The organism is Campylobacter sp. RM9331 (genome assembly GCF_020137685.1).
Classification (GTDB): Bacteria; Campylobacterota; Campylobacteria; order Campylobacterales; family Campylobacteraceae; genus Campylobacter_E.
The window spans coordinates 1-23,758 of record NZ_JACGBA010000006.1 but is presented as its reverse complement, the minus strand read 5'-3'; the positions used below and the strand labels follow the sequence as shown (position 1 = coordinate 23,758).

General features: G+C 26.5%; 25 protein-coding genes and 4 tRNA genes. 15 read left to right on the top strand and 14 right to left on the bottom strand.

Annotation, left to right across the window (positions count from 1 at the left end):
• The first annotated feature begins 3 nt into the window (after nt 1-3).
• Both AVBRAN9331_RS03890 and AVBRAN9331_RS03885 read left to right on the top strand, forming a co-directional pair.
• Entirely contained in the window at nt 4-894 is an 891-nt protein-coding gene (locus AVBRAN9331_RS03890) for a hypothetical protein (protein WP_336612436.1), read from the top strand.
• Between the two features lie 37 nt (nt 895-931).
• Entirely contained in the window at nt 932-1,327 is a 396-nt protein-coding gene (locus tag AVBRAN9331_RS03885) for a hypothetical protein (RefSeq protein WP_336612435.1), read from the top strand.
• Nucleotides 1,328-1,379: 52 nt separating this feature from the next.
• On the opposite strand, the gene AVBRAN9331_RS03880 is transcribed toward AVBRAN9331_RS03885, so the two are convergent.
• Nucleotides 1,380-1,883: a hypothetical protein gene (locus AVBRAN9331_RS03880; protein WP_336612434.1), complete on the bottom strand. Its 504-nt coding sequence runs from the start codon at nt 1,881-1,883 to the stop codon at nt 1,380-1,382.
• A gap of 180 nt (nt 1,884-2,063) precedes the next feature.
• On the opposite strand from AVBRAN9331_RS03880, the gene AVBRAN9331_RS03875 reads away from it, so the two are divergent.
• The 3 genes from AVBRAN9331_RS03875 to AVBRAN9331_RS03865 all read left to right on the top strand — a co-directional run bounded on the left by AVBRAN9331_RS03875 (nt 2,064) and on the right by AVBRAN9331_RS03865 (nt 4,823).
• Nucleotides 2,064-2,741, top strand: coding sequence for a hypothetical protein (locus AVBRAN9331_RS03875; RefSeq protein WP_239803333.1), 678 nt, complete (start codon nt 2,064-2,066; stop codon nt 2,739-2,741).
• Between the two features lie 226 nt (nt 2,742-2,967).
• The gene (locus AVBRAN9331_RS03870) at nt 2,968-3,690 is read left to right on the top strand and encodes a hypothetical protein (protein WP_214117432.1); all 723 of its coding nucleotides are present in this window, start codon (nt 2,968-2,970) and stop codon (nt 3,688-3,690) included.
• A gap of 329 nt (nt 3,691-4,019) precedes the next feature.
• Nucleotides 4,020-4,823, top strand: coding sequence for a Fic family protein (locus AVBRAN9331_RS03865; protein ID WP_214150483.1), 804 nt, complete (start codon nt 4,020-4,022; stop codon nt 4,821-4,823).
• A 131-nt stretch (nt 4,824-4,954) separates the two neighbouring features.
• On the opposite strand, the gene tpx is transcribed toward AVBRAN9331_RS03865, so the two are convergent.
• The gene (tpx, locus tag AVBRAN9331_RS03860) at nt 4,955-5,431 is read right to left on the bottom strand and encodes a thiol peroxidase (protein WP_214117430.1); all 477 of its coding nucleotides are present in this window, start codon (nt 5,429-5,431) and stop codon (nt 4,955-4,957) included.
• 196 nt (nt 5,432-5,627) lie between these two features.
• On the opposite strand from tpx, the gene AVBRAN9331_RS03855 reads away from it, so the two are divergent.
• Nucleotides 5,628-6,230 (top strand): hypothetical protein, encoded by a 603-nt coding sequence (locus AVBRAN9331_RS03855; protein WP_214150484.1) that lies wholly within the window; start codon nt 5,628-5,630, stop codon nt 6,228-6,230.
• Here the strand turns inward: AVBRAN9331_RS03855 and truA are convergent.
• Nucleotides 6,227-6,958 carry a tRNA pseudouridine(38-40) synthase TruA gene (gene truA, locus AVBRAN9331_RS03850; protein WP_336612433.1) on the bottom strand — a complete coding sequence of 244 codons (732 nt, stop codon included), beginning with the start codon at nt 6,956-6,958 and terminating at the stop codon, nt 6,227-6,229. The two genes, AVBRAN9331_RS03855 and truA, sit on opposite strands and share 4 nt — an antisense overlap.
• Nucleotides 6,959-7,062: 104 nt before the next feature.
• Between truA and AVBRAN9331_RS03845 the strand changes: the two genes are divergently transcribed.
• From AVBRAN9331_RS03845 to AVBRAN9331_RS03835, 3 genes are all read left to right on the top strand, one after another.
• Complete coding sequence (locus AVBRAN9331_RS03845; RefSeq protein ID WP_336612432.1) at nt 7,063-8,418, top strand: sodium-dependent transporter; 1,356 nt, start codon at nt 7,063-7,065, stop codon at nt 8,416-8,418.
• A gap of 2 nt (nt 8,419-8,420) precedes the next feature.
• On the top strand, nt 8,421-9,803 hold the full coding sequence (locus tag AVBRAN9331_RS03840; protein ID WP_336612431.1) for a sodium-dependent transporter: 1,383 nt from the start codon (nt 8,421-8,423) through the stop codon (nt 9,801-9,803).
• 263 nt (nt 9,804-10,066) lie between these two features.
• A complete protein-coding gene (locus AVBRAN9331_RS03835; RefSeq protein ID WP_214150488.1) occupies nt 10,067-11,527 on the top strand; it encodes a hydrogenase small subunit in 1,461 nt (486 codons plus the stop codon).
• A gap of 31 nt (nt 11,528-11,558) precedes the next feature.
• Here the strand turns inward: AVBRAN9331_RS03835 and AVBRAN9331_RS03830 are convergent, their stop codons facing one another.
• The 8 genes from AVBRAN9331_RS03830 to AVBRAN9331_RS03795 all read right to left on the bottom strand — a co-directional run bounded on the left by AVBRAN9331_RS03830 (nt 11,559) and on the right by AVBRAN9331_RS03795 (nt 16,909).
• Nucleotides 11,559-12,227, bottom strand: coding sequence for a hypothetical protein (locus AVBRAN9331_RS03830; RefSeq protein ID WP_336612430.1), 669 nt, complete (start codon nt 12,225-12,227; stop codon nt 11,559-11,561).
• Nucleotides 12,205-12,933, bottom strand: coding sequence for an alpha/beta fold hydrolase (locus AVBRAN9331_RS03825; protein WP_336609866.1), 729 nt, complete (start codon nt 12,931-12,933; stop codon nt 12,205-12,207). The genes AVBRAN9331_RS03830 and AVBRAN9331_RS03825 overlap by 23 nt, the downstream gene beginning before the upstream one ends.
• Nucleotides 12,920-13,135 (bottom strand): type II toxin-antitoxin system Phd/YefM family antitoxin, encoded by a 216-nt coding sequence (locus AVBRAN9331_RS03820; RefSeq protein WP_214117422.1) that lies wholly within the window; start codon nt 13,133-13,135, stop codon nt 12,920-12,922. Before AVBRAN9331_RS03820 ends, AVBRAN9331_RS03825 begins: the two co-directional genes overlap by 14 nt.
• Before the next feature lie 64 nt (nt 13,136-13,199).
• Nucleotides 13,200-13,424 (bottom strand): hypothetical protein, encoded by a 225-nt coding sequence (locus AVBRAN9331_RS03815; RefSeq protein ID WP_214117421.1) that lies wholly within the window; start codon nt 13,422-13,424, stop codon nt 13,200-13,202.
• Nucleotides 13,405-14,820: a PepSY-associated TM helix domain-containing protein gene (locus AVBRAN9331_RS03810; protein WP_336612429.1), complete on the bottom strand. Its 1,416-nt coding sequence runs from the start codon at nt 14,818-14,820 to the stop codon at nt 13,405-13,407. The genes AVBRAN9331_RS03815 and AVBRAN9331_RS03810 overlap by 20 nt, the downstream gene beginning before the upstream one ends.
• A 45-nt stretch (nt 14,821-14,865) precedes the next feature.
• Nucleotides 14,866-15,276 (bottom strand): PepSY-like domain-containing protein, encoded by a 411-nt coding sequence (locus AVBRAN9331_RS03805; RefSeq protein WP_214150449.1) that lies wholly within the window; start codon nt 15,274-15,276, stop codon nt 14,866-14,868.
• A 73-nt stretch (nt 15,277-15,349) separates the two neighbouring features.
• Nucleotides 15,350-16,162, bottom strand: a complete 813-nt coding sequence (lgt, locus tag AVBRAN9331_RS03800) for a prolipoprotein diacylglyceryl transferase (protein WP_336612428.1) — start codon at nt 16,160-16,162, stop codon at nt 15,350-15,352.
• 30 nt (nt 16,163-16,192) lie between these two features.
• A complete protein-coding gene (locus AVBRAN9331_RS03795) occupies nt 16,193-16,909 on the bottom strand; it encodes a hypothetical protein (RefSeq protein ID WP_214120257.1) in 717 nt (238 codons plus the stop codon).
• A 287-nt stretch (nt 16,910-17,196) separates the two neighbouring features.
• On the opposite strand from AVBRAN9331_RS03795, the gene AVBRAN9331_RS03790 reads away from it, so the two are divergent.
• The gene (locus AVBRAN9331_RS03790) at nt 17,197-18,507 is read left to right on the top strand and encodes a Na+/H+ antiporter NhaC family protein (protein ID WP_214117416.1); all 1,311 of its coding nucleotides are present in this window, start codon (nt 17,197-17,199) and stop codon (nt 18,505-18,507) included.
• Nucleotides 18,508-18,680: 173 nt separating this feature from the next.
• Here AVBRAN9331_RS03790 and AVBRAN9331_RS03785 read toward each other — a convergent pair.
• Nucleotides 18,681-18,755 (bottom strand) — tRNA-Val (locus AVBRAN9331_RS03785).
• 99 nt (nt 18,756-18,854) lie between these two features.
• Between AVBRAN9331_RS03785 and AVBRAN9331_RS03780 the strand changes: the two genes are divergently transcribed.
• From AVBRAN9331_RS03780 to AVBRAN9331_RS03770, 3 genes are all read left to right on the top strand, one after another.
• Nucleotides 18,855-18,932: transfer RNA gene (locus AVBRAN9331_RS03780), tRNA-Pro, on the top strand.
• 22 nt (nt 18,933-18,954) lie between these two features.
• A tRNA-His gene (locus AVBRAN9331_RS03775) sits at nt 18,955-19,031 on the top strand.
• Nucleotides 19,032-19,062: 31 nt separating this feature from the next.
• Nucleotides 19,063-19,138, top strand: a tRNA-Arg gene (locus AVBRAN9331_RS03770).
• A gap of 325 nt (nt 19,139-19,463) precedes the next feature.
• Here AVBRAN9331_RS03770 and AVBRAN9331_RS03765 read toward each other — a convergent pair.
• Together AVBRAN9331_RS03765 and AVBRAN9331_RS03760 are read right to left on the bottom strand one after the other, a co-directional pair.
• Nucleotides 19,464-19,790, bottom strand: coding sequence for a hypothetical protein (locus AVBRAN9331_RS03765; RefSeq protein ID WP_214117415.1), 327 nt, complete (start codon nt 19,788-19,790; stop codon nt 19,464-19,466).
• Entirely contained in the window at nt 19,787-21,373 is a 1,587-nt protein-coding gene (locus AVBRAN9331_RS03760) for an ABC-F family ATP-binding cassette domain-containing protein (RefSeq protein ID WP_214117414.1), read from the bottom strand. Before AVBRAN9331_RS03760 ends, AVBRAN9331_RS03765 begins: the two co-directional genes overlap by 4 nt.
• A 58-nt stretch (nt 21,374-21,431) precedes the next feature.
• Here AVBRAN9331_RS03760 and AVBRAN9331_RS03755 point away from each other — a divergent pair, with 58 nt between their 5' ends.
• Both AVBRAN9331_RS03755 and AVBRAN9331_RS03750 read left to right on the top strand, forming a co-directional pair.
• Nucleotides 21,432-22,457: a GGDEF domain-containing protein gene (locus AVBRAN9331_RS03755; protein WP_214120258.1), complete on the top strand. Its 1,026-nt coding sequence runs from the start codon at nt 21,432-21,434 to the stop codon at nt 22,455-22,457.
• Nucleotides 22,450-23,667, top strand: coding sequence for a GGDEF domain-containing protein (locus AVBRAN9331_RS03750; protein ID WP_214117412.1), 1,218 nt, complete (start codon nt 22,450-22,452; stop codon nt 23,665-23,667). Before AVBRAN9331_RS03755 ends, AVBRAN9331_RS03750 begins: the two co-directional genes overlap by 8 nt.
• Nucleotides 23,668-23,758: the final 91 nt, after the last annotated feature.

Genomic DNA, 23,758 nt, shown 5'->3' with positions numbered 1-23,758 from the left:
ATAATGCTAAAAATAGATGGATTTTATGTAGATTTAAGCTCTTTTATAAATACAAGTATTAGTAAAAAAGCTGATGTAAATAGCACTATTAATCTAAGCCAAATAAGACAAGATATAAAAACAAATAATTTTGAATATAAAACAAGTGATAAAGAATTAAATGTATTTTTTAGCCTTGATAATAAAAGCGTAGGGATTAGCTTAGATAAAGATACTTTAAAAGATTTAAAAAGCTTTTTTAATAAAAATGATTTTTTAGAAGAAAATGGAAAAACTATTTTAAAAGGTGACGCTGCTAATTATGTAGCAGGTTGGTTTAGTGAGATTGCTAATAAATTTTTAGAAGTTAGCCAAAATGCAGTGCTTAGTAAAGAAGAGATGTTAAACTCAAGGCTAGGAGTAAGGCTTGATGGCGAGATAAATGAATATAATTTATTGCAAATTACTAGCGTAGAACTTAATGCTAAAGGAGATGATATTAGCGATGAAATGTATGAAGCTCATAATACTATTTCAAAGGATTTAAGTGATACTATTTTAAAGGATAAAAATAAAGATGGTTCATTAACGCTAGATGAACTTATGTTAAATGAGAGTAAAGAAAAATATTTAGAAGAATTAGAAAATCTATATAAATACACTGAAAAAAATCAGATTGATAAAAAGCCTAAAATAGATTTAAAGCTAAAAGAATACGCAATAAATGAAGAAAACAATCACATAAGAAAACTAAAGCAAGATATAAAATTATTTAAAAACTCAAATTCTTTAAAGATAAATGAAGATAAAGAAAAAGAATTAAAAGACAAAAATAATTTAGAAGAATTTTGCGAGTTTAGCATAAAGCTAATTGATGAGCTAAAAGCTTATAAATTACTAGATTTAAAAGCTTAGAAATGTCTTTAAAATGCTAAAAACAATATTTTATATAATGATTTTTTTAATATTTTTTATTATTGGTTTTTTAGTTTTTTTAAGTTACGGCAAAGCTGATAGTAATATCATAAGTATTGTTAGTTTATTAATTGATAAAATAGAAGAAAAATTTATTAAAAATAATTACTGCAATTCTAAAGAAGATTGTATTAGTAGAACTTATATTTTATACGATTCGTCTTTTAATAATATTTATTTAAATATTTATAACAATGTAGATAGAACTACAAGCAATGAAATTTGTAGTATGATGAAAAACATAAAAACACAAAATAAGCATATAGATTTTTATCTTGAGTTTTTTGAGTATTCTAAAGATGAGTATTATCAAGGATATAATAACAATAATCAAGCAATAAAACAAAAAGCATTTTATAAGTGTAAATATTAATAAGATTTAAAAGGAAAGGACTTTTTAAGCCATTTCCTTGATAATTTTAGAATTATTTATTTAAAAAAGTTTTTAAACTATTATATCTTTCACAACCCACACTAGATTGAGCATCACAAGCTCTTTTGTAATAACTCAAGGCTTTTTGTGGATTTGTTTCTAAACCATAATCTTTACCATCTTTTAAAACCAATCCATCTCCTGCTACAACGCAAAATTTGTTATGAGATGATTCGTTTTTTACTATTATATTTGGTAATTCGCATAATTTACTTATAGCTTTTTGAGCATCAATATAGGCTTCTTTAATATCAATTAATTGTTCTTTCACTAATTTTACATTAGCAATAGCTGTCATTAAACAACCACTAAAATTATCTTTAGCACATAAATCTTTTGAGTATTGATAACAAGCTTTCAAATCTTCTTTGCAGTATTCATCAAGCTCAAAAGCACAATTTGATTGGTCTTGATTTTTACAAGCTTTATCAATATTACTAATATCAACAGCAAATAAGCCTGAAATTAAAGCTAAACTTAATAATATCTTTTTCATAAACTCTCCTTAAAAATAATTTGAATTATATTGATTTATGAATTAATTTCTAATTAAATAATTACTATTGAATGAATTAAAATATTAAATATTTAAAGCTACTTAATACTTATTATTTGTTTATTTAAATAAGGAACACATTTTGCTCTTGTTTAATTATTATAAATTAAAGGAGAGCAAATGTTAATAAATGATAGGATAGTTCTTAGTTCTTTTACTAAGACAAATAACTTAAATGATAATAAAAAAGCTTCATTTGAAGAAGCCTTACAAGCTCAAAGTAAAGCAGCAAGTAATATAAATGATGAATTAATTAATAAGTGTATATCAAATGCTGAAGATGATTTTGCTTGGATGCACTATGGAAATTGTTTATTTTTTCCCACAGAATGGCATACTCCTAGAAAAGATAAAGAATTAGATAGCGAGTATTTAAATAGAATTCCTAAAGAAGATGTAGGGGTAATGATGTTTTTAGAAGCTTGTGGGATAGTTGAGACTAAAAAACTAGAATCAGTTAAAAATAATTTAGATTATGAAGGTTTAAAAGTAGCAGAAGAAATCATAGAGAACTATCAAATCACACCTGATTTGGAGTTAAAAATAATTGAATTTGCTAAAAAATCATCAAAAGAATTTATGAATAAATTTGATTTACCATCAGGTAGCGTAGGGCTTGACCACCCTAAATTACAAGCTATTTTTAAAAAACATGGAATTTCAATGGATGAATTTGTAGATAAAGAAAAATTAATGCAACAAAGCTTTAAATTTGATTTTGATAAAGAAAAAGATAAATTATTAGATGAATTAATGAAAATTAGTGATAACTCTAAGGCAAGATTAGGAATTAGCTAATTCCTAATTAGCTTTATTTGTTTAGGCTTAATGCTTATTAAGTTTATTTGTTGATTTAAAAATATTCTCAAATTTTTTAATGTAAGCTAATTGATTATGTTAAATCTAAAATATTTTTTTAATAATTATAGATACTTAAACAAATCATATAAATTTTTACAATATTAAGTATTTTTTAAGAATGGGGGGGGGTATTATTTTCTTTTTTATCAAAAAAGGAGAATGAATGAAGAAATTATTGTTTTCAACACTTTGTTTAGGTGCTTTAGGTGTAGCTGCTAATGCGGGAACTTATTCTGGTATTAATTTTGGCTTTTTATCTACTTCAAAAACAATGTTTATTATCAATAATAAAGAATATTTAGGCAATAATAATTGGGATATTAATGGCTATATTAGAACTTATAAAGAGCACGAAAGAGATTCTGAATTTGTTTGGAGTTTTGAAGCTAATTATTTTTGGAATAATTACAAAGATAGATTTGATGACTTAATTCCAATTATAAGAAATAATCAATTTGATTTTAGTGTTTTGATTGGTTATGGAATGTATGTTAATGATGAATATGAAGATGAGCTTAGTTTGAACTTAATGGGTGGTCTTGCGTATCATAATATGGGTATTAGAGGCGGTGCTATTTATGATATTAAGGGATTAAAATTTGGTTTAAGTGCCTTATCAAAACCATTTGATACAAAAAAATATATGGTAACTCTTGATGCTTATTATAATTTTTATTTAAGTAATAATTATTTTAGAGATGTTCAAAATGAATTTGGTGTGAAAAAGAATAGAAATGCTTATGATATATCTTTAGGTATGTTGTTTAATACTACACCATCTCGTTATAGCCCTTATGTTAGCACTAAAGTGGGTGTTAAAGATAATTTATTTTCACAAAAGAATAATAACCTTTATATAAATCTTGGTTTAGGTTTTCATTTTTAATTTAACTAATAATTTATAAATTTCGTGCTCTTTGGCACGGAATTTAAATCTAAATTTCGTTTTTTTAAATTCCTTTATTATTCGCTTTAATTTTAAAGGAATTTAAAATATGAATTATAAAAATATAAAAAATTAAAAAAACCTTTTTAAGACAAATGAAATTCTTAGTCAAATTATCTTTTTTAGTGATTAATTTTGAATTTGTATATTTTATAAATTACTTTAGAGAAAAAGGGCTTAAATTGTAAAGGTCATTTAAGAAGTTATATATCGCTTTATAAAATTAACAATATAAAAAACTATTGTAAAATAAGAAAAAAGGATAAAAAATGGTAGCTCAATATACGGAAATACAAAATAAAGAAAATATAAATAAAGATTATATTGAAATAGGCATTGGGCTTAGTTTGGTTGATAATCTTAAACCATCTGAATATTTTAAACAAACTTTAACAACAGCAAAAACATATCAAGAATTAGAAATTAGTATTAAAACATATTATCAAAATAAAAAACTTGATATTCAACAAATATGTGAAAAAGAATGCGATTTGGTATCTATCAATATTGCTAAGTTTTTAGACAATAATAGCTTTAGATTTTCTCCGATTGCTTTAAAAATTATTCATAAAAATATATTTCAAGATGCTTTTGTTCAAGGGCTTGAAAAATATGTTGGTGTTTTTAGAGATGTAAATATTGCTAAAAATGAAGATATTTTAGGGGGAGATAAAAGCGTAGAATATGTTGATTTTAATGAGATTAGCGATACTCTTGAATATGATTTTGATAAGGAAAAAAAGAAAAATTATCTTCTAATGAGTAAAGAAGAGCAAGTTTTAAATATAGCAAAATTTATAAGTGATATTTGGCAAATTCATCCATTTCGTGAAGGTAATACTAGAACAATCGCTGTTTTTGCAATCAAATATCTACAAAGCAAAGGTTTTGAAGCTAATAATGATATTTTTAAAAACAACTCAAAGTATTTTAGGGACGCATTAGTTTTAGCTAACTATGAGAATATTAAAAATAATATAAAAAGCGATTTTTCGTATTTAGAAAGTTTTTTTAATAAATTTATATTGAATAAACAAGTAGAATTAAAAAAACTACCTTACGATAAAAAATAATCATTTAATAGTAGATAAAGTATCTTTATAAAATAACAATAAGATAAAATTCAAATTAATTTGCTTGAAATTCTAAGGAATTTAAAATAGGAATTTAAATATCTAAATCCTAAGATTTAGATATTTATTAATTACGCTAGAGCTTTTTCTAAAGCGTCAAAATTAGGTAGTTCTGTAATTTCAGCACAAACTTCGCTATAAACTATTTTTCCACCTTTTTGAACAAAAACAGCTCTAGTTGTAAGTCCTTCTAAAGCACCTTCTTGTATTCTACAGCCGTAGTTTTTAACAAATTCGCCGTATCTAAAATCACTAACTGGAATTATATTTTCTAAGCCTTCAGCAGTGCAAAATCTTGCAAAAGCAAAAGGTAAATCCATACTTACAACATAAACTTTCATTCCAAGTTTGTTAGCTTTTACATTAAATTCTCTAGCTTCTTTAGCACATACACCTGTATCAATACTAGGAACGCTTACTATGATAGCGTCTTCATTTAGATTAATTACGCTTAAGTCTTTACCTACTACTTTAGTATCTTTAATACTATCTCCTAGCTTAATTGCTTCACTAATTGCAACAGGGCTACCTTTAAAATTAACTTTCATAAAATCTCCTTTTTTAAAAATAAGACAAAATTATTCCTATTTTTGGTTACAAAATGATAACTCAAAATATAAGGAATTTAAAATGTGATTTAATAATACAAAAAATAATATATTTTTACTAGTTTTTTAAAAAATATAGCTGTTTATTGTCTAAAAATATTTAGTATTCATCGTTTTTTTATTTTAGGAGAAGATTATGAAAAAGATTTTATATTCTGTTTTAACTTTAGGGTTTTTAAGTTCTTATGCTAACGCTTACAATCATACGGGAATTGAGTTTGGCGTGGGAAGTGATAATGTATTAAATTCTAATATTTATTATAAAAATTATAACAATATAGATGATTTAGTATATAGTGCAAATATAAGCGTATCAAAGCAAGAGAATAAAACTTATTATGGTAAGTATAAATATAACATTTATTCATTTGGTGCTTTAGGTGGTTATGCGATTGGCTTACCTTATCAAGAATTAGATGATGCGTTAAATATATTAGCCGGAGCTTATTATTACTCAATAAAGCCAAAATATGATGGTATTTCAAGCTCTACTTTAAATGGATTTGGTATTCAAGCTGGAGTGCATTATTCTGTAAAAATTATTGATAATGTAACAGCAGGTGGAGAAATATTTTTGCATCATGATTTTAAAGATTTAAATAGCACATATATTAGTGCTGGTGTTGAGGGAATTTATGATATTAATGAGAGCTTATATGTAAATGCTAAATTAGGCTATCAAGGTAGAAGTAATTTTTCTAACTCAAATCTATTAGTTGGTATAGGATATAACTTCTAATACATTATGCTTTTAAGATAAAGCCCACTTGGTTTTGCAAGGGTTCTTGAGTGAATTTCCTTGCAAGCTAATTGTTCTTTTAGCTCTTCTATGCTTAATTTTTTTTCATTTATTTTAAGTAAAAAATCAACCATCAATCTAATCTGACCCCTTAAAAATCCATTAGCAAAAAAGTTCAAAACAACCAAATCTTTATACTTATAAATTCTAGTTTTATAAATAGTTCTAATGCTATTTTTATCATCATCAAGGCTTAAACAAAAATTAGCAAAATCATGCTCTCCTTCATATACTTTTAAAGCGTTTTTTAATAATTGAATATCAATTTCTTTTGAGTAATCACAGCAATATGCTTTATTAAAGGCGTTAAAATAAGGCGAGATTATATATCTATAGCTTCTAAGTTTTGCATCAAATCTAGGTTCAAATTCGCATTCTTTTATATGTTTTATATAAATACCATTTAGAGTATTGTTGAGTTTTTTTAATACAAAATCTTTATTTAATTTATAACTTGAACTAATTCTTGCCACATTACAATTTGCATGCACTCCTTTATCAGTCCTACTAGCAAATATACTAGGCTTAAATATCCCAACACATTTTAAAGCATTATCAAGTGTATTTTGAACGCAAGTTAAATTTGGTTGCTTTGCTGAACCAAAAAATCTTGAACCATCATAGCTTAAGATTATTTTGTATGTAAATTCTTTAGTATTTTTACACAAATTTTTGCCTTTTTTATATATTTTTAATTTTTATTTATACAAATTTTTAAAAATTATTATAGAATGAAAGTTTTAACCTTAAAAAACCAAAAAAAGGGCTTATTTTGAATAATACATTTTCTAAAATTGGATTTATTTTAGCAGTTGCTGGTTCTGCTGTTGGACTTGGAAATGCGTGGAAATTCCCTACAATGGTAGGAACTAATGGTGGTTCAGCCTTTGTAATGCTGTTTATTTTGCTTACTTTAGGCGTTGGATTTGTTATATTTTTGTGCGAGTTATATATCGGTAAAGCATCAAGGCTAGACCCTGCTAGTGCTTATTATTTTTTAGCACCTAAGTATAAAAAATCTTGGTCTTTAGTAGGCTTTACAATGATTGGGGCTTTATTAATCGTTAGTTTTTATAGTGTGATTATTGGCTGGATAATTTATTATATTTATTATTCACTATCTACTATTTTTAATATAAATACACTTAGCACTCAAATTGCTGATAATAAAGAGCTTTTTATTAATTTAGTGGAAACTAATTTAAGTGCTTTGATAATATGTTTTAGTATAGTGTTTTTTATAGCCTTTTACACGGTGGCAAAAGGTGTTAAAAATGGTATTGAAAAGCTAAATGTATTTATGATGCCAACATTATTTATAATGCTTTTATTAATGCTTTGCTATAGCTTTACTCAAGATGGTTTTAAAGACGCTTTTAATTTCTTATTTATGCCTGATTTTAGCAAGATTAATCAAGATTCTTTCTTAGACGCTTTAGGACTTGCTTGTTTTTCTTTAAGTATTGGAGCGGGTAGCATTATTACTTATTCAGCTAGCTTACCTGAAAGAACTAATTTTGTAAGTTCAACTTTTTATATAATTTTTATAAATCTTTTAATAGGTCTTATGATGGGGCTTATTGTATTTAGTTTTATTTTTGAGTTTAATGCTGACCCTAGCGCACAAGGTCCTGGGCTTATTTTTATTTCTTTGATTTCGCTTTTTGCAAAACTTGGACTTTTAGGCAAAATATTAGCTGTTACATTTTTTATAGCTTTATTTTTTGCAGGGATTACTAGTGCGGTTTCAATGATAGAGCCTTTTGTATTTTATCTAATAAATAAATTCAATTTCTCAAGAATAAAAGCTATTGTTTTAATTGGGATAGTTGTTTATATTTTAGGGCTTTTATGTATATTTTCAGGCATTGAAGCTTATAAAAATAATTTAACATTTTTTGGAATGAATTTCTTTGATATTTTAGATAATGTTAGCTCAAATATCATTATGCCTTTTGGCTCATTTATGGCTGCAATTTTTGTTGGGTTTTTTATTAGCAAGCAAGATTTAAAAGAAACCTTTATCCCTTATATGGGTGAGCTTGGTTTTAAAATATGGATATTTTTTGCAAGATTTGTTGCACCACTTGCTGTGCTTGTTATTGTGTATTTTAAATTTAAAGGATAAAAATGAGAGAACAATTTTCTAAAATTGGCTTTATTTTAGCGATGGCAGGTTCTGCTGTTGGACTTGGAAATGCGTGGAAATTCCCTACAATGGTAGGAACTAATGGTGGTTCTATTTTTATATTTCTTTATTTGGTTTTAACATTTTTAGTAGCTTTTATGGTTTTTTTAGGAGAGCTTAGTATTGGTAAAATTACTCAAAAAGACGCTGTGAATGCTTTTAGCGATTTAGCAAAATCTAATAAAAAAGCTTGGGGATTTGCAGGATTTTTTATGATGGGAGCTATTTTAATAGTTTGTTTTTATAGCGTTGTAATAGGCTGGATTTTAAAATACATTTATTCTAGTTTTTTTGCTTTACCAAATTCTGTTAGCGAAGCTGGAGATTTATTTGGTAATTTATTGACAAAAGACTTATTATCTCAAATTATTTGCTTTAGCATAGTGTTTTTTATGATTTTTTGGGTTGTTAGTAAAGGAATTAAAAGTGGCATTGAAAAAATGAATGTATGGATGATGCCAAGTTTGTTTATATTATTAATTTTAATGCTTTTATATAGTTTTACTTTTGATGGATTCGTTAAGGCGTTTAGCTTTTTGTTTAAGCCTGATTTTTCTGTTTTATTTGTTGAAGATAAACTTAATATAAAATTAATTTTAGACGCTTTAGGGCTAAGCTTTTTTAGTCTTTCTATGGGTGTTTGCGTAGTTTTAACTTACGCTGCTAGTTTGCCAGAAAATATAAATGTGATTAAATCAACTTTATCAATTATTTTTATAAATATTTTAGTTGGTATTATGATGGGGCTTATTGTATTTACCTTTGTTTTTGAATACGGAGCAAATGCAAGCGAGCAAGGGCCAGGACTTATATTTGTAAGCCTTATGAGTTTATTTTCAAATCTTGGAATTATTGGGAATATACTTGCAATTGCATTTTTTATAGCATTACTATTTGCTGGGCTTACTAGTGCTGTTTCAATGATTGAACCTTTTGCTTTTTATTTAATAAATAAATTTGGAATTTCAAGAAAACTTGCTCTAATTTATATAGGTATTTTTGTTTATATTATGGGGATATTTTGCATATTAGGTTTTAATAATGAATATTCTTCAATTTTTACATTTTTTGATAAAAGTATATTTGATATATTAGATTATTTAACTTCTAATATTTTAATGCCATTATCAGCGATTATTACTTGTATTTTCGTAGGATTTTTCGTAGAAGTGAATAAACTTAAAACTTTATTTATTCCTTATATGGGTGAGTTTGGATTTAAAATATGGTTATTGTTTATAAGATTTATTTGTCCTATTGTAATACTTATAATAATGTTAGAGAATTTAGGTCTAACTAAGTATTTAAAGTCTATGTTTTTTTAAGATATATTTTTAACTAAGACTTATAAAAATTTATTAAAATTTGAAAAAAAGTATAATTTTAAGAATATTTAAAGTTTGGTTTAGTTAGTATTTATATTTCAAACTAAACTCATTTAGCCCCGTTAAAACGGGGTAAATATAAAATATATCTTAAATATACCGCTAGTTAAATTAGTAACTTGAGTAGAAAAGTTACTAATTTTAAAAATTATTTCGCTATTATTTATTTAATTTAATATTTTAAGCTTAAATAAAGGATTATTATGAATGCAAATGTATTAGCTCAAATTCAATCTACATTAAAAACTTTAGGCGTGAAAGCTGATGAAAAAGAAATCTACGAAAAAATCAATGCAAAAAAGTTAAAATTAATATGGCTACATTTTAGCGAATGCACAGGCTGTAGTGAGAGCTTTATTAGAAGTGAGAGTATTGGTCTTGATGATTTGATTTTTGATTTTATAGATTTAATCTATCACGAAACTTACATGGCAGCTAGTGGATTTTTGGCTGAAGATTTATTAGAAATTAAAGAGCCATTTTTATTAGTAGTTGAAGGTGCTATTGCTAGTAATGAGTTTTATACAAGTGGGGCTCCAGCTCACTCTGCTTTACATAAATTAAAAGAATTAACTAATCGTGCAAGTTGTGTTTATGCTGTAGGTTCATGCTCATCTTATGGTGGTATTCAAGCAGCTAAGCCAAATCCTACTAATTCTATTAGTATTGAAGATATTTTAAAAGATGCTGTATTAATTCCTGGTTGTCCTCCAAGTGAGAGCAATATCATTGCTAGTATTTTACATTTTGCGTTTTTTGATAAAGCTCCTACATTAGATGATAATAATCGTCCTGCTTTTGCTTATTCAAAATGCTTACACGATATGTGCGAAAGGAAAATAGCTTTTGAGAGTGGGGAATTTGTTGAAGAATTTGGAGATGAAGCAGCTAAATCGGGTGCTTGTTTGTTTAAAGTAGGGTGTAAAGGACCATATACTTTTAATAATTGTCCTAAGACAAAGTTTAATGCTAAAACTTCTTGGCCGGTTCAAGCAGGGCATGGCTGTATTGCCTGTAGCGAAAGAGATTTTTGGGATAATTATGGCGTTTATGAACAATCACTCGCTAGTTCTTACGCACAAACTAAAAGAGCAAGGTGTTATGATGATTTAGCTAGATTTAATAAGAGCGATGAGGTTGTTGTAAAAGATGATGGGATTTATATTAATAATGAATTATCAGCTTTTTTAGAATTTGAAAGTAAAAATCACGCAGAATTATTAAATAAAAACAAATTAGGTGCTAAGTTATTAGCAAATTATAAAGAAAAATTTGGCTTAAACCTTGAAGGAGATAGCGAGATTTTAAATACTTTTAGTGGTATTTTAATAAGCTCGGCAAATATTTTAGGACTTAAATTAGGCTTAACTGAACTTCTTGATTTAGCTAATAAATATGAAATAGGAATTGCTAGTGGGCTTGATTTTAAATTAGCTAAAAAACCTATTTTAATGGATGTTAGTAAGTCTTTTAGATTGATTTTGATATATCGTTTAGGCGGACTTGATGATATTGCGATTTTGTTTGGTGTTGTTGATAGTATTGCTTCAATGATAGCGAAATCTTTAAAAATGCTAGAGTGTAAGAGTGTAAAGTTTGAAGGAGAATTATTCAAACATCAAATATTAATTGATAGATTAAACTATCACTTAAAAAATTTCTAAGAATTTGAATTAAGAATTTATTTCTTAATTCTTATAAATATTTATCTAAATTATCTTTATATTTTAGGCTTAATCTTAAATAAAGTTCATTTATTTCATTTTTAAATTCTTCGTTTTTATAAGCATTTAAGAAATTGTTTTTATGCAAAATCTCTTTTTTGTTTTCACAATTATCAAGGTATAAATCTTTTAAATAAAGTTTAAGGTATTTGACTAAAAGCTCTAATGCTCTAAATATAAAAATTATTATTGGCTCATTTGAAATTTGCTTTACATTTAATAAAAATTGTGTTTTTAAATTATCAAAATCATACTTTATTAAAGGGCAAGGATGAGATGAAAAATCTTTATAAAATAAATCATATAAGCTAATTGCATTTATATCCAAAACCAACCCATCATCATTAACTAAAGCAAAAAACGGATATAGCTTACAAGCTAAAGGACGAAAAGTGCATAAGCCTTTATAAGAGCATTTGACAAAGCATAAAGTGATTGTTTTTTCGCATTTTAATTTGTAAGCAATACTTGCAACTAGATTTAGATTGGTTTTATCTTTAATGTATTCATACTCGCTTCTTAGCATAGGAATTATTGTATCAAAATGCTTATCTGCATTACAGCAATGCCCGTTGCAAGATTTGTAGCAATCTTTAAAATAAATTATTTCTAATTCTTCAAGCTTTTTGAAAAAACTCATCAATAAAAGGCGTTAAATCATTTTGCATAAAGAAAAAATGATTTCCATTAAAGGTAATTAATTTTGAGTTTTTGATTAAACCTTGCATTTTATTTGCTATGCTAAGTGGTGTTGCAGTGTCGCTTTCGCCCCATAATAGCAAGGTTTTCGTGTTGATTTTGCTAATTTCGTTTTGATAGTCTTCATCAACTACATTTTTAAAAGTCTCATACATAATAGGGCTTAGTGTAGCACCATCTTTACTAGCTAAAAATCTTCTTATATTTTTAAATCCTAATTTATTTAAGCATTTTGCAAGAAAGACTTTTAGCTTTACTTTAGGGCTTTTTGGTAATTTTAGCCCAGCACTAGCACATAAAATCAACGCATCATAATCATTCTTACTAGCCATAAGACAAGCAATTTTGCCACCATAAGAATGACCTAGCAAAATATCAACTTTTATATCTAATGCTTTTATAAATTCATTTGTCAAATTAAGATAATCAATAGAGTTAAAAGCATAACTTGGCTCATCACTTCCACCAAATCCTGCAAAGTCTAAAAATATCATTTGCTTACAATGTTTGCTTAAAGATTTTGTGAAAAATTGCTCCATTAGTTCTTTATTAGCACCCCAGCCGTGCATTATTAAAGCTACTTTTTCTCCATTTCCTTGTCTTATTAGATAACTTAGCCCGAGATTTTTTATATTAATTCTTGCCATTTTTTTTGTCCTTATAAATAGCTTCTAAAATTACTAAAGCATTTTGTAATTTTTCATATTCGGCAAGGTTTAGCATAACACATTGGAATTTGTTATTTTTTACTACGAAGACTTTTTTATTTCCTTCAATTTTTTTTAAAATTGCAGAAAAATTACGAACTACATCAGTAGCTGAAAATATCTCATCTTGGCTAAATTTCATATTTTTCCTTTTGTGATTTTAAATAATAAAGCAAAAACTAATCCAAAACCACATTCGCTAAAAATTAGCGAATGTTAGAGCTTTTATTATTTAAATCATATAGGTGTTTAGCCCAAATCGTAATTATACAAAATGCAAAAATTGAACTAAAAAATATCATTAAATTATATAGTTTTGCATCAAGATATAAGGCACATACAAATGCTATTGCAAATAAAATATAACTTGCTTTTTTATAATCAATACTAAGGCAGATTGCTCCTATTAAATTAATTAATATTATTAACATTTGCTCTCCTTAAATTAATAATTAATCCTAAAATCATAAGTAATATAACAAAGTCAAACATCATTGTTATAAACACAAAACCGCTAATACAAATATCAGATATTAATAATGCCAATAAAATAATTAAGCTAATTATCATTAGATTTTTAGTTTTATTTACAAAAATATAGCTAAGAATAATGCTTAATATAAAGCTTATTAAAAATGCAAATTGTTCTACTTGCATATTTTGAGTAAGTTTATTAGCGATAAAATAAATAGCAGTAGCATTTAAAGATGGATAAAATGCTGCATAAGCAATTGCTTTATAAAGTAGATTATCTTTATGTTTTTTACTAGCTAACAATAAAGCTTTGTATATAAATAAGCAAGTAAATATTCCACATAAAAATAACATAAAATAAAGTTGAAAATCAGCAAACATAACTCTATGAATATTAAAAAATATTTCATAAATTGATGAAAATGCACTTAGTTTGCTTTCTTTTGGAGTTTGTTTTACATTAGCTTCACTATCAAAAACATAGCTTTTATTACTTTTTGTATTAATTGATGGCATTATATTTTTATCATCATTTAAAGTAATTGCAAATTCTTTTGTGCTTTTATTTAAAACAATTGTTATATTTTTTGTATTTTCTAAATTATTAATAGCTTTGCTAATTAAATTTGTATCAAAAATAAAACTTTTATCACTATTTGTATTTGCGTTACTTGGTGTTTTTGCTTGTTTAGTGGTAGTTGTGGTAAATAATTTTTCTATATCTTTAATGTAATTTATACCTATTCCACTAAGTGCTAAGATGAATAAAAATGAACCTACAAAAAGTCCAGCAACTATGTGAAAATCAAATAATCTTGCTAAATCATTTTTCACATTAATTTTATTGAAATTCTTTTTATTCCAAATCAAAATCCCACTTATATATAAAAATATTATCCCAGCTGCAAAAATACTAACAATTGCTTCTAAGAAATCTTTAAAACTACCATTAATAGGCAATAATTTATAATGAATGCTAGTTAAAAATTTAGCTCCTAAAGTGCTTGTTTTATTTAGTATATTTTCTCCATCAAAATAGCTTATATTACTTTTTCTTTCGCCTTTTGTTGAATTAGAATTATAATAATTAATCTCATATAAATTATTATAATAACTAGGAGTTTTGATAGATATAAAATCGTAATCTTTATATTTTTCTTGTGCGTAATTAATAGCACTACTTAATCCATTTATATCATTATTTAAGATAGTTTTGCTTTCGTGCAATTTTGGCTGCATATAAAAATCAATTTCATTTCTAAAATAACTAATGGTTCCAAAAAAGGTTATTATAAAAAGTAACCAACAAGCATAAATTCCAATGTAAGAATGTAATTTTCTAAGTGTTTTCATATCTTTCCTAATCTTAGGAATTTCAAATTGAAATTCCTATTGTTTTTAATCATCAAGCACGGTTTTTGTGATAGTTCCGTTATTGTCTATATAAACTTTATAATTGTTATTAAATTTTAGTTTATATCCGTTCCATTCTTTTTCAATTTCCATTAATTTCGCATTTTTTTGATTTTCTTTAGCAAGTTTTAAAACATCTTGCATAATGCTATCAGGAATTGGAGAGTATTTTCCATCTATTTCTTTAATATCTCCAGATTTAGAAAAATCAAGTTCAGTTCCATTGCTAAGTTTGATTTCATAAGAATCCCAATCTTTTTCAGCTTTAACTATATTTTCATTTGTAAAATGAGTTTTTACAAAGTCTTGAATGTTTTGTGGTAACTCATTTGGGTTAATATTTGTATCAGCTAATAAACAGCAACTAATTGCACCTAAAAATAAAAGTTTTTTCATACTTTACTCCTTAAAATGATTTGAAATTTGATATTATCAAAATATCGTAATTTTGATTATACCCCCCCCCGTGTTAATGATTAGCTTTAATTTTATTTAAATAAAAATACAAACTAAGAGCAAAGCAAAACATAATTAAACTCAAAATTTGACCCATAGATAGGCTTAATGCAATAAAGCCTAAATTAAAATCAGGTTCTCTAAAGAATTCACAAATAAATCTAGCTACCCCATACGACATTGCATAAATACAGATTAATTGCCCGTTAAACTTTATTCTCTTTGAAAAAATGTAAATGATAATGAAAATTATTAAACCTTCAGCGAATGCTTCATATAATTGGCTAGGGTGTCTTAAGGTATCTCCTACATAAACGCCCCAAGCTACATCAGTTGTTCTGCCAAATAGTTCGTGATTTAAAAAGTTTCCAATTCTTCCAAATATATACCCTAATGGCACTGATAATGCTACTAAATCAAGTATTTTAAACATATTTTTTTTATATTTTTTAGAATAAAGATAAGTTGTAATTAATGCACCAACTAATGCTCCGTGATAGCTCATTCCAGCAATTCCTACAAATTCGCCATTTACAAATGGATTAAACATCTGCCAAGGATTGCTTAAATAATATAATTTATCATCGCTATAAACTAAAATATATCCTATCCTAGCTCCTAAGATTATGCCTATTTCTATCCAAACGAAATAATTTTCTATTTCTTTTTTGCTAAAGCCAAAGCGTGGAGCAAATTTTTGTCCTATAAATAATGCAATAAGCAGTGCTAGTATGTAGCAAAGTGCGTAATAATGTATTTTAAACATTCCTATGCTAAATGCAACTCTATTGGTATTTTCATAAAAATGTTGCCAAAATTCAAGCATTATTATCCTTTTTTAGAATTTCAAAATATATTAAAAACCACTTAGTTTTTTGCAAGATATTTGATTACCTAAATTACAAGATTTTTCTAAGAATTTTTTACTTAATTTAAATTTACCCATATTTAAATAAGCATTAGCTCCAGCAAAACAAGCTTCTTCATAGCCTTTATTGCAAGTTTGCTCTAAAAGATTGAATGCTTTTTTTGTGTCATTATTTTCTAAATGCACACTTGCTTCAAATATGCAAGCATTAAAGAAATTTTTGTTGCAAGCAATGTGAGCGTATTTAATAGCGTTTTCTTTATCTAAAAATCCTTTATAATATCTAGCAGTTGCATAACAAGAGTTTTGATTATTTTCGTTATCGCATTGAGCTTTTATGATTTTTAGTGCTTTTGTTGAGTTTTGTTCGTAATTTAATACAAGCTTGGTGCAAGCTAATTCAAAATGATTTTGACAAGCAAGTCTTAAGGCATTAAAAATCGTATAATCATCATCACTAAAAGTAGAAATTGTATAACAAGCTGCCATATTTTTTGCCTTGCATTCATCGTTTATATAGTCTTTTGCTTCTTTTATGTAAGTTATTTTATTTATATTATTTGCTTCATCACAGCCTTTAAAATCATTATTACTACAAGCACTAATTTTTGATAAATATTCATTAACTTTTGCTAAATCAAGAGCGATTTGTGCTTCATTTGCATAAACAAATATTGAAAATATAAGTATTATTAATTTTTTCATATTTACTCCTTAAGGTTTTAGTGTATTGAATTTTAGATAATTTTAATGATTTTTTCTAAAAAAATAAAATATTTAAGGAAAATTTCAGAATATTTTAGGTTGAATAACGCAAATATTTTACAAAAGGAGTTTTTAAATGAGTGTTTTATCATTTGTCTTAACAAACAATTTATTTACAAGCTTCTTCTTCCATCATGCCTTAGGGCATTGAGACTTCATAATACTTTTTTATCATATTATTTTTTATATTTTAAACATTTAAACAAAATTAATTTAAAGGAAAATTTATGTTAACAAACCCTGTTTTAATAAGCGTTTTTATAATGCTTGGACTATGTCTATTAAGATTTAATGTATTTTTAGCTATTTTAGTTTCTGGACTAATAGCAGGACTTATGAGTGTTAGTTTTGATGATAATATTTTAGTAGTATTAAAAAATATTATGAATACATTCATAAGTGGTATGAGTGGCAATTTGCAAACCTCACTTAGCTATGTTTTAGTAGGTGCTTTAGCAGTTGCTGTATCTAGGACTAATTTAACTGCTTATTTAGTTAATTTTATTAGTAAAAAGATGTCAGATAAAAGAATTTTATTGCTATTTTCTTTAGCTATAATTTCAAGCTTTTCTCAGAATTTAATTCCAATTCACGTAGCATTTATTCCGATTTTAATCCCACCAATGCTAAGTCTATTTAATAAGCTGAAAATTGACAGGCGTGCTGTAGCTTGTGCGGTAACATTTGGGCTTACAACGCCTTATATGACTTTACCTGTGGGATTTGGTCTTATATTCCAAGATATAATTACTCAATCGCTAAATGATAATGGAGTAAAAGTTACTCAAAGTGATGTTGCTGGTGTTGTTTGGCTTATGTTTTTTATAATGTTTTTTGGTCTTCTTGCTTCATTTATTTATTATAGAAAACCTAAAGCATATCAAGAGCTTGAAACAAAATATGAAAACTTAGATAATATTAGTTTTGGTAAAAAAGAACTAATGGTAATGATAGGTTTATTAATTACTTTAACTACTCAAATACTTGTTGGTTCTTTACCGCTTTCGGCTTTACTTGGCTTTTTATTTATTTGTGTAAGCGGTGGAGTTGAGTATAAAAAAATTGATGAAGTGTTTTTGGGTGGATTTTCTTTAATGGGTTATGTGGCATTTATTATGTTAATTGCTTGTGGTTTTGGAGCTGTTTTACAAAGCACAGGAGCTATTAAAGAAATAGTTGATTTTACTTTAAGTATTACTACTAATAAATTAATAATAGCGTTTGGAATGATGTGTATAGGATTATTAATTACTCTTGGAATTGGAAGTTCGTTTGGAACGGTTCCTATTATTGCGACTTTATTTGTGCCAATTTGCACGGCTTTAGGTTTTAGTGCTGAAAGTATTATTTTCATCATTGCTTGTGCTGGTGCAGTTGGAGATACAGGCAGTCCTGCTAGTGAAGCAACTTTAGGAATTACCGTTGGGCTTAATGCTGATAATCAAAGTGATCACATAAAAGATGTATGTATCCCTACATTTATATTCTATAATATACCTTTAGTAGTAGGTGGTGCTTTAATAGCTTATTATTTATAATTTGCCTTATTTTAAGTAAGTTATTTTTTTTTAAACAACTGCTTTTGCGGTTGTTTATTTTTAAATATATTAATCTTATAAATTTATATAATTTCTTAAAGTATTTAAATTCCACAAGAAAAAACATTAAAACATATTTTATAAAAAGAATAATCAAAAAAGAATAATTAAAATGGTGACCCCGATTGGACTTGAACCAACGACTTTTACCATGTCAAGGTAACACTCTACCACTGAGTTACGGGGTCATTGTGTATAATTTTAGCAATATTTTGTGAATAAATTATTTTTTTCTTGACATTTTAAAAAAGTTAATATATAATGCGACCTTTCTTATAAAACATTTTCGGGGTGTAGCGCAGTCTGGTTAGCGCACTTGGTTTGGGACCAAGGGGCCGAAGGTTCGAATCCTTTCACCCCGACCACTTCTTTATTATTTCATTTATGGTGAGTGTAGCTCAGTCGGTTAGAGCATCAGATTGTGGTCCTGAGGGTCGTGGGTTCGATTCCCATCACTCACCCCACTTTTTTAAAAAATCATATTTTAGTTTTGTTGCGTTAGTAGCTCAATGGATAGAGCAACAGACTTCGGATCTGTAGGTTGTGGGTTCGACTCCTACCTAGCGTACCACTTTGTATTTTTCGCTAATTATTTAAGTATTATTTTTTAACCATATTCATAAATGTTGTAGTTTTATTATTAAATGCCAATGGTATATTTTTTGGAATAATCACAAATAAAATTAGATATTGACAATTAAATAAGTATAAAAATTAAAATATAACAACATAATTTTATAGCAATCTTTTACAATCAACTTAGATTTTATAATGCTAAAGTTTGAATTATTGTAATTATTTATAATAAGAATATTGCATAGTAATCATTACTAGATATTTTGTGTATAAAACTTAATATTATTTTTTTAGAATTTAAATTAAGCGAAAGGAGATTTTTAATCTCCTTGATGATAATTTTTTTCTAATTCTATCTCTTCATCTTGAGTGTTGTTTTTAGCCCATTCACACATCGCATCTCTTAGCATTAAATACTTTTTCTTAGACAATTTTTCATTTTCACTTAATTCTCTATCTTCAAGTAATTTAATTTGAAAGAATGTATCATCTTTTTTTGAATACTTTAAAAAGAAGTCAACATAATCAAAATAATCCTTATTGCTCTCATAGTTAATAATTTCTTCAATATAAATAGTAGGCCCAAAACCCATATGATTTTGACTAAAATTACCAAAACCTGCCGAATACTCCACCTTAAATGTCATTTGCTCTCCCCATATTTTAATAAAAACTCTTCATACGTGCCAACAAAATCAATAAGCTCACCATTGTTTAAATACCAAATTCTATTTGCATAAGAATTGATTAATTCCCTATCGTGGCTTATACAAATTGCTACTCCATCGTATTCATAAAGTGCTTCACCAAGAGAAATAATAGCTTCAAGGTCAAGATGGTTATTTGGCTCATCAAGCAAGATAAAATTACCCCTTTCAAGCATAATTTTACTCAACATCAATCTGTGCTTTTCACCACCGCTTAAATCTTTTGCCATTTTTTCTTGATCGGTTCCGCTAAAGAGCATTCTACCTAAGCATTTGCGAATTTCATCAATATCTTTATGTTTTTCGCTAATTAAATAGTCATATAGTTTCAAATTTTCACAAATTTTACTTGAGGTATCTTGTGGGAAGTAACTAGGTTCAATTGTAGCACCCATTTTTACCTCTCCATTATCAGGAGAAATTTCATTCATTATAATCTTTGCTAGTGTGCTTTTTCCGGCTCCACTTGCTCCAATTATTGCTATTTTATCACCTTTATTTACTTTAAGATTTAAGTTTTTAAATAGTTGCTTATCATAAGCTTTACTTATATTGTTTAGTTCTAAAACTTCATTACCAATTTCTCTATTACATCTAAATAAAATTGATGGGTCACGCCTACTTGAAATCTCTATTTCGCTTACATCAAGTTTTGCTAAGTTTTTTGCACGACTTGTTGCTTGTCTTGCTTTAGAAGCGTTTGCGCTAAAACGAGCTATAAATTTTTCTAAAGCTTCTTTTTCTTTTAAATTCTTAGCAAGACTTGCTTCTTTTTGTCTTTTAATAAGTGTGCTTTGCATATACCAATCATCGTAATTTCCTGCAAATTCACGAATTTGTTTGAAATCTACATCAAGCATTCTTGTGCAAATACTATTTAAGAAAAATCTATCGTGAGAAATTACAACCATTGTTCCATCGTGGCGTTTTAGTTCATTTTCTAGCCAATTAATAGCGTCTAAATCAAGGTTATTCGTAGGCTCATCTAAAAATAACACATCAGGTTTAGCAAATAATACCTGTGCGATTAGAACTTTAAATTTATCACTTGTTTGAACATTTTTCATAAGTTCATCATAATTATGAAGATTTAAAGAGCTTAATATTTTTTCACATCTAGTATCGTATTCATAATTTGGGTCTTCTTCTGCACAAATCATTTCAAGTTCGCTTAAGCGATTATTTATTTCATCGGTATAATCCGTGCAAGTTGCATATATATTTTCTTTTTCTTTTACTGCATTATAAAGTCTTTTGTTTCCATATAAAACTGCATCTTTTAAACTAAATTCTTCATACGCAAATTGATTTTGCTCTAACACGCCGTATCTTACGCCATTTTCAAAACTAACTTCTCCGCTAGTTGCTTCAAGTTCTCCTGCTATAATTTTTAAAAATGTTGATTTTCCAGCCCCGTTTGCACCGATAAGTCCATATTTTTCGCCTCTTTTTAAGCTTAAATTTACATTTTCAAATAATAATCCCGTAGGGTATCTCATAGTAAGAGATTTGATTTCTACCATTTTTTATCCTTTTTTTATATAATCGTTTCTTTAAAATTTACAAAAGGCTCTACAATCAATGAACTCATTTTTAAGTGAATTAATAATTTCTTTGCCTAGTGCTACTTTTATTTTAGAGATATTAGCACTTATTATTGCACTTTACTTTAAAAAATACAACATAATATCGGTATGTATTTTATTAATAAGTTCTAAAATGATTTATTTATTTTCAGCAAATTATCAAACCCATATTTATGTAAGTTTGTTTATGCCTTTTGCTTTTGCGCTTTTAGTATCTTTAAAAAAAGAGTATGATACTATAAAATGCTTATTACCTATTAGTTTTGTTTTTATTTTATACATAGTATTAGGTATATTTTTATCTCAAAATACTAGCTTTGCATTAAATTCTACTAATAAATTTTTATTTTCAAATTCTTTTATCACTGATTTAGGTTTAGTATTTTTTCTAGTATTTTTAGTGTATTTATTGATATTAAGATTTTTTATATTTTTTGAAAAAACATTAATTTTTGCGTATATTGGAGCTTATTTTGAATTTATGTTTTTTAAAACTCTTGAAAAAACAGATGTTGGGTTTTTTGAATTTGCTTCTTTAATATTTTTAATCTCTATATTTCTTGAAGGGTATAAATTAGCATTTTTTGATGCTTTAACTCAAGTTTTAAATAGAAGAGCTTATGATAGAACTAGGCTTATTGCTAATGATGTAATAGCGGTATGTGATATAGATTTTTTTAAAAAAGTTAATGATACTTATGGTCATGATGCTGGTGATTTTATATTAAAAAATGTAGCTAAGATATTAAAAGCTAATGTAGATAAAGTTTATAGATTTGGCGGAGAAGAATTTGTAATCGTATATAAAAATCAAGACTTTAAAAATTGTGTAACAAAATTAGATAATATAAGAGAAAATATAGAAAAAGAAATATTTAAATTTAATGAAAAAATTATAAAAGTTACTATTAGTATTGGAGTTGAAATGGTAGAAGATGATAAAATAAAAGCCTTTAAAAACGCTGATGCTAAGTTATATAAAGCAAAAAATTCAGGAAGAAATAGAGTAATATATGAGTAGTGAAAGTAAAAAAGCAACAATTCAAGAATATATAAAAGGCTGGGGGCCTGAATTAGAAATAGGTATTGATGTGGTTGATGAAGAACATAAAATGTTCTTTGAATTAATAGAGCAAGTATTTGAAGCAGCTAATAGTGGTTATAAAGAATTTGAATCTGTATTTCAAGTGGTTTTAAGTCATATTGCTTGGCATTTTAAAAATGAAGAAGATTATATGAAAAGTATGGCTATATATACAAAATATGTAGAAACCCACAGAGATATTCACTCGCAGTGTATATCACAATTAGGTAAGATGAGAGATGCAGTGTTAAAGCAAAATAGTGAAGATGATATGGTATATCAAAAAGAACTTGCAATTAACTTGGCTTATTTTGTTAAAAATTGGCTGATTTTTCATATAGTTGGAGAAGATTATAAAATAGCTAAACAAATTAAATTTATAGAAGCTGGTAATAGTCCTCAAAGAGCATTTGAGATGATAAATGAAAAGATGGATAAAAATATAGAAATTCTAACTATTACCTTATCAAATCTTTTAAAAATTTATGAGATTAGAAACGAGAAATTATTAGAAATTGAAGCAGATATTAAATCAAGTCTTAACAAAAAAGAAAAACAACTGCAAGAACAAATTCAAGAAAATAAGAAAAAATCAATTACAGATGAATTAACAGGATTATTTAATAGGCGACAGGCTATGTTTGTATTAAATAATATATGGAATGAATATCAAGACCCAACCTGTGCTATTATTCAATTAGATTTAGATAAGTTTAAAGAAGTTAATGATACTTATGGACACCATGCAGGAGATTTGGTTTTAAAACAATTTTCAAATGCTGTTAAATATTTTTTTGATACTAATGAATTATGTAATAAGTATAAGTATAACGATAGAGATAGCATACACTTTTGCCGTTTAGGTGGTGATGAATTTTTAGTAATATTACAAAAATATTCTTTAGATGAAGCAGTGGCAATTGCAAATGCTTTACACGCAGTAGTAAATGGTATAGAAGTATTAGACGAACATAAAAAAGTGATTTGGAAAGGTAGCACAAGTATTGGTGTAGCTTGTAGAAATGCTGATAATAGAGATTTTGAATCAGTATTAAAAGCTGCTGATGCTTATTTATATAAAGCAAAAGAAGATGGTAGAAATTGCGTTCGCTCTATGTTACACGAGATAGGGGGGGGGTATTTCTAGCAGAGTATTTATGAATTAAATACCGCTAGTAGAATTTGAAATTAAGAATTTAGAATGCTTTTTAAATTCTTAATTTTTTTAAAAAAATTTT